The 11206-nt window shown below is 76.2% G+C and carries 1 protein-coding gene; it reads left to right on the forward strand.

Annotated elements, in window-relative coordinates; translation table 11 throughout:
* Nucleotides 1-8: 8 nt before the first annotated feature.
* The coding region (locus tag ABZ937_RS35645) for an SDR family NAD(P)-dependent oxidoreductase (RefSeq protein ID WP_361698202.1) at nucleotides 9-11206 on the forward strand (11198 nt) is incomplete at its 3' end.

Here is an 11206-nt window from a genome sequence, read left to right on the forward strand (position 1 = left end):
CGAACAGCATGAGCAACACCAACGAAGAACTCGTCGAGGCGCTGCGCAGCTCGCTGCGCGAGACCGAGCGGCTGCGCCGCCGCAACCGCTCGCTGACGGCCGCCGCCGACGAGCCGATCGCCATCGTCGGCACCGCCTGCCGCTTCCCCGGCGGCATCGACTCGCCCGAGCGGCTGTGGGACGCCGTCGCCGCCGGCTCGGACCTGATCACCGGCTTCCCCGACGACCGAGGCTGGGACCTCGGCGTCCACGACCCCGACCCCGAGCGGGCCGGCCGCAGCTACACCGACCGCGGCGGCTTCCTCACCGGCGCCGCCGACTTCGACCCGGCGTTCTTCGGCATCTCCCCGCGCGAGGCCCGCGCCATGGACCCGCAGCAGCGGGTGCTCCTCGAGACCGCCTGGGAGGCGTACGAGCGGGCCGGCATCGACCCGCACGCCCAGCGCGGCAGCCGCACCGGCGTGTTCGTCGGCACCTGGAGCCAGGGCTACGGCATCGGCGCCCGCGTCCCCGAGGACGCCGAGGGCTACCTCGTCACCGGCGGCGCCACCGCCGTCGTCTCCGGCCGGATCTCCTACGTGCTCGGCCTGGAGGGCCCGGCCGTCACGGTCGACACCGCCTGCTCCTCCTCGCTGGTCGCCCTGCACTGGGCGGTGCGGTCGCTGCGCGCCGGCGAATGCTCGATGGCGCTCGCCGGCGGCGTGACCGTCATGGCCACCCCCGGCGTGTTCGTGGAGTTCTCCCGGCAGCGCGGCCTCGCCCCCGACGGCCGCTGCAAGGCCTACTCGGCCGACGCGGACGGCACCGGCTGGGGCGAGGGCGTCGGCGTGCTCCTGCTGGAGCGGCTCTCCGACGCCGTCCGCAACGGCCACCGCGTCCTCGCCGTCGTGCGCGGCTCCGCCGTCAACTCCGACGGCGCCAGCAGCGGCCTCACCGCCCCGAACGGCCCCTCCCAGCAGGAGGTCATCCGGCAGGCCCTCGCCGACGCCCGGCTCACCCCCTCCGACGTCGACGTCGTGGAGGGCCACGGCACCGGCACCCGGCTCGGCGACCCCATCGAGGCCCAGGCCCTGCTCGCCGCCTACGGCCAGGACCGCCCCCGCCCGCTGCTGCTCGGCTCCGTGAAGTCCAACCTCGGCCACACCCAGGCCGCCGCGGGCGTCGCCGGCGTCATCAAGATGGTCGAGGCCATGCGCCGCGGCATCGCACCCCGCACCCTCCACGCCACCGAGCCCACCCCCCAGGTGGACTGGTCCCGCGGAGCCGTCGAACTCCTCACCGACAACCGCTCCTGGCCCGACACCGGGGCACCCCGCCGGTCCGCGGTGTCCGCGTTCGGCGTCAGCGGCACCAACGCCCACGTCGTCCTCGAACAGGCCCCCGAGCCCGCCGACACCGAGACCACCCCGCGCACCGCACACCCGGTCGTGCCCTGGCTGCTGTCCGCCCACACCCCGGCCGCCCTGCGCGCCCAGGCCGAACGGCTCGCCGCCGGCCTGCCCGACGACGCCGACCCCCTCGACGTCGCCGCCGCCCTGGCCACCACCCGCGCCGCCCTGCCGCTGCGCGCCGCCGTCCTCGGCGCCGACGCGACCCAGCTGCGCGCCGGCCTCGCCGCGCTCGCCGCCGGCGCACCCGCCCCCGTCTCCGGCGAGGCCCGGCCCGACCGCACCACGGCCTTCCTCTACACCGGCCAGGGCGCCCAGCGCGCCGGCATGGGCGAGGAACTCGCCGCCACCTACCCGGCGTTCGCCGCCGCCTGGACCGAGGTCTGCGCGGAGTTCGACACCGTGCTGCCCCGCCCCCTGCGCCAAGTCATCACGGAAGGCGGCCCCGACCTCGACCGCACCCTGTACGCGCAGGCCGCGGTGTTCGCCTTCGAGACCGCGCTGACCGCGCTGCTCGGCTCCTGGGGGATACGCCCCGACCTCGTCCTCGGCCACTCCGTCGGCGAACTCGCCGCCGCCCACGCCGCCGGCGTGCTGTCCCTGCGGCACGCCGTCGTCGTGGTCGCGGCCCGCGGCCGGCTCATGGAGGCGCTGCCGGAGGGCGGCGCCATGGTCGCCGTCCAGGCGAGCGAGGACGAGATCGAGCTGCCCGAGGGCGTGGAGCTGGCGGCGGTCAACGGCCCGTCGTCGGTGGTCCTGTCCGGCGACGAGGCCGCCGTCCTGGCCACCGCCGCCCACTGGGCCGAGCGCGGACGCCGCACCAAGCGGCTCACCGTCAGCCACGCCTTCCACTCCCACCGCATGGACCCCGTCCTGAACGGCTTCCGCCGCGTGCTGGGCGCCGTCACCCTCGGCACGCCGCGCATCCCGTTCGTCTCCACGGTCACCGGCGCCCCCGCCGACGCCGAACTGCGCGACCCCGAGTACTGGCTGCGCAACGTCCGCGAGACCGTCCGGTTCGCCGACGGCATTCGGACCCTGGCCGACGAGGGCGCGGACACCTTCGTCGAGGTCGGCCCGGACGCCGTGCTCGGCGCCCTCGTCGCCGACGCGCTGCCCGAGGACCCCGACCGGCCCGAGGTGCTCGCCGTACCCACCGCCCGCGCGGACCGGCCCGAGCCCGAGACCCTGGTCGGCGCGCTCGCCCGGATCCACGCCCACGGCGCGCACGTCGACTGGGCCGCCTTCTTCGGCTCCGGCACCCGCCACGTCGACCTGCCCACCTACGCCTTCCAGCACCAGCACTACTGGCTGGCCCCGGCCCCCGCCGACGACCTCCCCGCCGCCGGCCTCGGCACCGTCGGCCACCCGCTGCTGCGCGCCGCCGTCGAACTGCCCGCCGACGCCACCGCGGACCACGCCGGCCGGCCCGGCGCCGCCGGAGCCGTCGTCTTCACCGGCACCCTGTCCGCCCACACGCACCCCTGGCTGGCCGACCACAGCGTCCTCGGCACGCCCGTGCTCCCCGGCACCGCCCTCGCCGAACTCGCCGCCGCCGCGGGCGACCGCCTCGGCTGCGCCACCGTCGCCGAACTCGTCCTCACCGCGCCGCTCGCCGTCCCCGCGTCCGGCGCCGTCCGGCTCCGCGTCCACGTCGACGCCCCCGACCGCGACGGCCACCGCGCCGTCACCGTCGACTCCCGGCCCGACGACCAGCTCGCGGACGGCACCGCCTGGACCCGCCACGCCACCGGACGCCTCGCCCCCACCGACCCCGAACCCGCCCCGGCGCCCACCGCCTGGCCGCCCGCCGACGCCGAACCCCTGCCCGCCGACGGCCTCTACGACCGGCTCACCGCGGCCGGCTTCGGCTACGGCCCCGCCTTCCGCGGCGTCCGCGCGGCCTGGCGGCACGGCACCGACCTGTTCGCCGACGTCGAACTGCCCGCGGACACCGACGAGTCGGGCTTCCTGCTGCACCCCGCCCTGTTCGACGCCGCCCTGCACGCCCTCGGCCTCGGCGGCCTCGTCGAGCACGGCGGACTGCCCTTCACCTGGACCGGCGTCCGCCTGCACGCGACCGGCGCCCGCTCCCTGCGGGTGCGGCTGACCCCGACCGGCCCCGACGCCGTCGCGCTCACCGCCGCCGACGCCGCCGGCCGGCCCGTCGTCACCGTCACCGACCTCCGCCTGCGCCCGGCCACCGAAATCCGCGGCACCTCCACGGCCGACGCCCTGCACCACGTACGGTGGGAACCCCGCCCGGCCGCGGCGGCCACCGCCGCCCGCTGGACCGTCCTCGGCCCCCACGCCGACGCCCTCGGGCTCACCACCCCCGACGAGGCCGCCGCTTCCGGCCCCGACGTCACCGTCCTCACCCTGCCCGCCGGCACCGACCCGGGGACCGTCCGGGAGGCCACCCGCGCCGCCCTCGCCCGGCTCCAGGAGCATCTCGCCTCCGACGGGCCGGCCGGCCCGCTCGTCGTGGTCACCCACGGCGCCGTCGCCGCCGAACCCGGCGACACCGTCCCCGACCTGGCCGGCGCCGCCGCCTGGGGCCTGCTGCGCAGCGCCCAGTCCGAGCACCCCGGCCGCTTCGTCCTGATCGACCTGGCCGCTCCCGAGGACAGCACCGCCCTGCCGGCCGCGCTGGCCACGGGCGAGCCCCAGATCGCCGTACGGAACGGAGCGCTCTATGCGCCCCGGTTGGCGCGCGGGGTCTCTCAGCCCGCTGGTGAGGTGCCGTTCGGTGCGGACGATGTGGTGCTGGTGACCGGTGGTACGGGTGCCCTGGGCCGTGTGGTGGCCCGGCATCTGGTGGCCGAGCACGGTGTGCGGCGGCTGGTGCTGGCGAGTCGCCGAGGCGGTGGCGAGGAACTGGTCGCCGAGTTGGGCGAGTTGGGCGCCGCTGTGGATGTGGTGGCGTGTGATGTGTCCGACCGGGACGCGTTGGAGCGCGTGATCGCACAGTTCCCGCTGACGGGTGTGGTGCACGCGGCCGGTGTGCTGGATGACGGCACGGTGGAGTCGCTGACCCCTGACCGGGTCGACGGGGTGCTGAAGGCGAAGGTCGACGGTGCCTGGCATCTGCACGAGCTGACGTCCGGACTGGACCTGCGTGCCTTTGTGTTGTTCTCGTCGCTCGCGGGTGTCGTGGGCAGTGCGGGGCAGGGCGGGTACGCGGCGGCGAACGCCGCGCTGGACGCGCTCGCGGAGCATCGGCGGGCGCAGGGCCTGCCCGGTACCTCCATCGCCTGGGGACCCTGGGCCGACGGTATGGCGAGCGGCCTCGACCGGGTGGACGCGGCCCGGCTCGCCCGCGGCGGAGTCGTGCCCTTCGCCCACGCCGACGGCCTGGAGCTGTTCGACGCCGCCTGCGCCACCGACGCACCGCTGACCGTCGCCGCGCGCCTGGACCTCGCCGTGCTGCGCGCCCAGGCGGAGGCGCTGCCGCCCGTGCTGCGCGGCCTGGTACCGGCACCCGCACGCCGCACCGCCGCTGCCGCCCAGCCCGGCGGCTTCGCCGAGCGGCTCGCCGCGCTGCCCGAGGCCGAGCGACGCCGCGCCGCCCTGGAACTGGTCCGGGAGACCGCGGCGACCGTGCTCGGCCACGACGGCCCGGACGCCGTCGCCCCCGACCGCTCCTTCCTCGACCTCGGCTTCGACTCGCTGGCCGCCGTCGAACTCCGCAACCGGCTCACCGCCGCGACCGGCCTGCGCCTGGCCGCGACGATCACCTTCGACCATCCCACCTCCGCCGCCCTCGCACGCCACCTCCTGGACGCGGCCCTGGACGCCGGCCCGTCGGCCACGAGCGGCGCACAACTGCCCGCCGCCACCACCGCCGTACGCGCCGACGAGCCGATCGCGATCGTCGGCATGGCCTGCCGTTACCCCGGCGGAGTGACCTCGCCCGAGGACCTGTGGCGACTGGTGCTCGCGGGCACCGACGCCGTCACCGGCTTCCCCGAGGACCGTGGCTGGGACCTCACCTCCGTCTACGACCCCGACCAGTCCCGCACCGGGACGAGCTACACCCGGGAGGGCGGATTCCTCACCGGGGCGGCCGACTTCGACGCCGAGTTCTTCGGGATCAGCCCGCGTGAGGCGCTGGCCATGGACCCGCAGCAGCGGCTGCTGCTGGAGACCTCCTGGGAGGCGATCGAGCGCGCCGGCATCGACCCGACCGCGCTGCGCGGCAGCGCCACCGGCGTCTTCGCCGGCCTGATGTACCACGACTACGGCAGCGGCACCGGCACCCTCCCGGAGGGCGTCGAGGGCTACCTGGGTCTCGGCACCGCCGGCAGCGTGCTCTCGGGCCGGGTCGCCTACACGCTCGGCCTGGAGGGCCCGGCGGTCACCGTCGACACCGCGTGCTCCTCCTCGCTCGTCGCCCTGCACTGGGCGATCCAGGCGCTGCGCAGCGGCGAGTGCTCGATGGCGCTGGCCGGCGGTGTCACCGTCATGGCCACCCCGGGCACGTTCGTGGAGTTCTCCCGGCAGCGCGGCCTCGCCCCCGACGGCCGCTGCAAGTCCTTCTCGGCCGCGGCCGACGGAGTCGGCTGGTCCGAGGGCGTCGGCATGCTGCTCGTGGAGCGCCTGTCGGACGCCCGCCGCAACGGCCACCAGGTGCTGGCCGTCGTACGCGGCTCCGCGGTGAACCAGGACGGCGCGTCGAACGGCCTGACCGCCCCGAACGGTCCTTCGCAGCAGAGGGTGATCCGCCAGGCGCTCGCGGGCGCCGGGCTGACGACGGCCGACGTGGACGCGGTGGAGGCGCACGGTACGGGCACCCGGCTGGGCGACCCGATCGAGGCGCAGGCACTGCTCGCGACCTATGGTCAGGAGCGGGACGAACCGCTGTGGCTCGGCTCGGTGAAGTCCAACATCGGGCACACGCAGGCCGCCGCCGGTGTCGCCGGTGTGATCAAGATGGTGCAGGCCATGCGGCACGGCACGCTGCCGCGCACGCTCCACGTGGACGAGGCGTCACCGCACGTCGACTGGACCGCCGGCGCGGTGGAACTGCTCACCGAGGAGCGCGAGTGGACCCGTACGCGTCGGCCGCGCCGGGCCGCCGTGTCGTCCTTCGGCGTCTCCGGCACCAACGCCCACGTCGTCCTCGAAGAGGCACCCGAGGAGACCGCACACCCCGCATCCGCCGAACTTCCCCTCGTGCCCCTGCTGCTGTCCGGGCACACCCCCACGGCGCTCGCCGCCCAGGCACGCCGACTGCACGTCCACCTCACCGAGTCCGGCACCCAGGCCCTGGAAACGGTCGGCCGCTCCCTTGCCACGTCGCGGGCGCTGTTGCCGCATCGTGCGGTGGTGGTGGCCGCTGATGTGGCCGGTGCGCGGGCTTCTTTGGCGGCGTTGGCCGCGGGGGAGCCGGTGGAGGGTGTGGTGTCGGGTGCTGCCGGGTCGTCGGGTGACGGTCGGGTGGTGTTCGTGTTCCCGGGTCAGGGGGCGCAGTGGGCGGGGATGGCGGTGGATCTGCTGGATTCGTCGCCGGTGTTCGCGGGGCGGATGGCGGAGTGTGCGGCGGCGTTGGAGCCGTTCGTGGACTGGTCGTTGCGTGAGGTTCTGGCCGACCCGGCCGCCCTGGAACGTGTTGACGTCGTCCAGCCGGTGCTGTGGGCGGTGATGGTGTCGCTGGCGGAGGTGTGGCGCTCGTACGGCGTCGTGCCGTCCGCCGTGGTCGGTCACTCGCAGGGTGAGATCGCGGCTGCCTGTGTGGCGGGCGCGCTGTCGCTGGCGGACGGCGCCCGGATCGTCGCCCTGCGCAGCAAGGCCCTGACGGCGCTGGCCGGTACCGGGGGCATGGTGTCGGTCGCGGCTGCGCAGGCCGAGACCGAGGAGCTGCTGGCCGCCTGGGCGGACCGGGTGGCGGTGGCCGCTGTCAACGGTCCCGAGTCGGTCGTCGTCGCGGGTGAGGCGGTGGCGCTGGAGGAGTTCCTCGCCCACTGCGAGGGCCGTGGGGTACGGGCCCGGCGCATCGCCGTCGACTACGCCTCCCACTCGCCGCTGGTGGAACCGGTGCGCGCCGCCCTGCTGGCCGACCTGGAGGGCATCCGGCCGGCCGAGGGCACGGTTCCGCTGTTCTCCACCGTGACGGGGGAGTGGGCGGACGGCACGGCGCTGGACGCCGGCTACTGGTACCGCAACCTCCGGGAACCGGTGGGCTTCGAACCGGCGGTGCGCGGCCTGCTCGACTCCGGCCACGCCGTGTTCGTGGAGATCAGCCCGCACCCGGTGCTGACGGCCGCCGTGCAGGACACCGCGGAGACCGCCGAGCGGACCGCCGTCGTCGTCGGCACCCTCCGCCGCGACCACGACGGTCCGCGGCAACTGCTCACCCAGCTCGCCGCCCTGCACACCACGGGCACCGCCATCGACTGGACGGGCTGCTTCGCGGGCGTCACCGGCCGTGCCGACCTGCCCACCTACGCCTTCCAGCACACGCGCTACTGGCTGACCCCCGCCGGCCCGTCCGCCGGCGAACTGGCCGGAGCGGGCCTGACCGCCGCCGGACACCCGCTGCTCGGCGCGGCCGTCGACCTCGCGGAGGACGGCGGCCTCGTCCTGACCGGACGCCTCGCCGCGGACCCGGCCGCCTGGACGGCCGATCACGTCGTCCTCGGCACCACCCTGCTGCCCGGCGCGGCGCTCGCCGAACTCGCCCTCGCCGCCGGCGACCGCGTCCGCTGCGGCACCCTGGACGAACTCGTCCTCGGCGCACCCCTGGCCCTGCCCGAACGCGGTGCCCTGCACCTCCAGGTACGGGTGGGCCGCGCCGAAGCCGACCACCGCCGTACCGTCAGCGTGCACGCGCGCCCCGAGGACGGTGACGCGCCCTGGACCCGGCACGCCGAGGGCGTCCTCGTGCCCGGGGACACCGCCACCGGCACGCCGCTGACCGAGTGGCCGCCCGCCGGCGCCGAACCGGTGGACGTGTCCGCGCTCTACGACAGCCTCGCCGACCGCGGCCTCGACTACGGGCCGGTCTTCCGCGGCGTACGCGCGGCCTGGCGGCACGGCGACGACATCCTGGCCGAGGTCGAACTCCCCGCGGAGACCGACGAGTCGGGCTTCCTGCTGCACCCGGCCCTGCTGGACGCGGCCCTGCACCCGATCGGCCTCGGCGGCCTGGTCGGCGACGGCGGACTCCCCTTCGCCTGGCACGGCCTGCGCGTGCACGCCGTCGGCGCCCGCGCGGCGCGGGTACGGCTCACCCCGCTGGGCAACGAGACCGTCGCCGTCGGCCTCGCCGACGGCACCGGCGCGCCCCTGGCCACCGTCGCCTCCCTGCGCCTGCGGGCCGTCACGGCCGCGCAGGTCGCCGCCGCCCGCACCCTCGCCGACCCCGTCCTGCACCTGGACTGGCTCCCGGTGGCCGGCACCGCGTCCGCACCCTCGGACGACACCGCCGTGGAACTGCTGCGCCTGGACGACGCACCGCATGGGACGGATGCCGGTCCCGAGGCCGTGCGGCAGGCCGTGCGTGCGGCTCTCACCGCGATCCAGGGGTGGATCGCCGACGACCGGGCCGAGCGGCTGGTCGTCGTCACCCGCGACACCGACCTCGCCGGCGCCGCCGTCGGCGGTCTGCTGCGCTCCGCCCAGGCCGAGCACCCGGGCCGCTTCGGCCACGTCACGCTCGACGGACACCCCGACTCCGAGCGCGCCCTGTCCACCGCCACGGCCCTGACCGACGAGCCGTGGGTCGCCGTACGCGCCGGGGAGACGTACGTACCGCGGCTCGCTCGGGCCGGTGCGCAGCCGGGCGACGGCGTGCCGTTCGGCGCCGACGACGTGGTGCTGGTGACCGGCGGCACCGGGGTGCTGGGCGCCTTGGTGGCCCGGCACCTGGTGGCCGAGCACGGTGTGCGCAGGCTGGTCCTGGCGAGCCGTCGGGGCGGTGCCGAGGAGCTGGTCGCCGAGTTGGGCGAGTTGGGCGCCGCTGTGGATGTGGTGGCGTGTGATGTGTCCGACCGGGATGCGTTGGAGCGTGTGGTCGCGGGCTTCCCGCTGACGGGTGTGGTGCACGCGGCCGGTGTCTTGGACGACGGCACGGTGGAGTCGCTGACCCCTGACCGGGTCGACGGGGTGCTGAAGGCGAAGGTCGATGGTGCCTGGCATCTGCACGAGCTGACGGCGGATCTGGATCTGCGTGCCTTTGTGTTGTTCTCGTCGCTCGCGGGTGTCGTGGGCAGTGCGGGGCAGGGCGGGTACGCGGCGGCGAACGCCGCGCTGGACGCGCTCGCGGAGCACCGGCGGGCGCAGGGCCTGCCCGCCACCTCCATCGCCTGGGGCCTGTGGGCACCGGCGAGCGCCATGACCTCCGGCGCCGACACCGCGCGCCTGGCCCGGGGCGGCATCCTCCCGCTCCCCGCCGACCGGGGCCTGGAACTGTTCGACGCCGCCTGCGCCGCCGAGGCGGCGCTGACCGTCGCCGCCCGCCTGGACCTCACGGCGTTCCGCGCACAGGGCACCCGTATGCCCGCCGTCCTGCGGAGCCTCGCGGGCCCCGCCGCCCGCCGCACGGCACGCGCCGGCGACGCCGGCACCCTGCGCGACCGCCTCGCCGCCCAGACCCCCGCCGAACGGACCCGGACCGTGCTCGACCTGGTCCGCGGCCAGGCCGCGGCCGTCCTCGGACACGAGTCGGCCGCCGCCATCGCCGAGGACCGGGCCTTCCTCGAACTCGGCTTCGACTCCCTGACCGCCGTCGACCTGCGCAACCGCCTCGGCACGGTGACGGGCCTCCGCCTGCCCACCACCACCGTGTTCGACCACCCCAACCCCGCCGCACTGACCCGGCACATCCTCGCCGAGCTGCTCGGCGCCACGGCCGGCTCGGCGCAGGCAGCCCCCGTCGCCGTACGGGCGGACGAGCCGATCGCGATCGTCGGCATGGCCTGCCGGTACCCCGGCGGAGTGGCCTCGCCCGAGGACCTGTGGCGCGTCGTCGCCGAGGGCCGTGACGTCATCTCCCCCTTCCCGGAGGACCGGGGCTGGGACCTCGACGCCCTCTACCACGCCGACCCCGACCACACGGGGACCAGCTACGCCCGCGAGGGCGGGTTCCTGCACGACGCCGCCGGGTTCGACGCCGAGTTCTTCGGGATCAGCCCGCGCGAGGCGCTGGCCATGGACCCGCAGCAGCGGCTGCTCCTGGAGGCGTCCTGGGAGGCGATCGAGCGCGCGGGCATCGACCCGACCGCGCTGCGCGGCAGCGCCACCGGTGTCTTCGCCGGCCTGATGTACCACGACTACGCGGCCCGGCTCGGCACCACCCCGGAGGGCCTCGAAGGCTACCTGGGCATGGGCAACTCCGGCAGCGTCGCCTCCGGCCGCATCTCCTACACCCTGGGCCTGGAAGGCCCGGCGATCACCGTGGACACCGCCTGCTCCTCGTCCCTGGTAGCCCTGCACTGGGCGATCCAGGCGCTGCGCTCGGGGGAGTGCGACCTGGCCCTGGCCGGCGGCGTGTCCGTGATGGCGACCCCGGGCACGTTCGTGGAGTTCTCCCGGCAGCGTGGCCTCGCCCCCGACGGCCGCTGCAAGTCCTTCGCGGCTGCGGCCGACGGGGCCAGCTGGTCCGAGGGCGTCGGCATGCTCCTCGTGGAGCGCCTGTCCGACGCCCGCCGCAACGGCCACCGCGTGCTGGCGGTCGTGCGCGGCTCGGCGGTGAACCAGGACGGCGCGTCGAACGGTCTGACGGCCCCGAACGGTCCTTCGCAGCGGCGGGTGATCCGGCAGGCGCTCGCGGCGGCCGGGCTGACGACCGCGGATGTGGACGCGGTGGAGGCGCACGG

The organism is Streptomyces sp. NPDC046727 (genome assembly GCF_040645635.1).
Classification (GTDB): domain Bacteria; phylum Actinomycetota; class Actinomycetes; order Streptomycetales; family Streptomycetaceae; genus Streptomyces.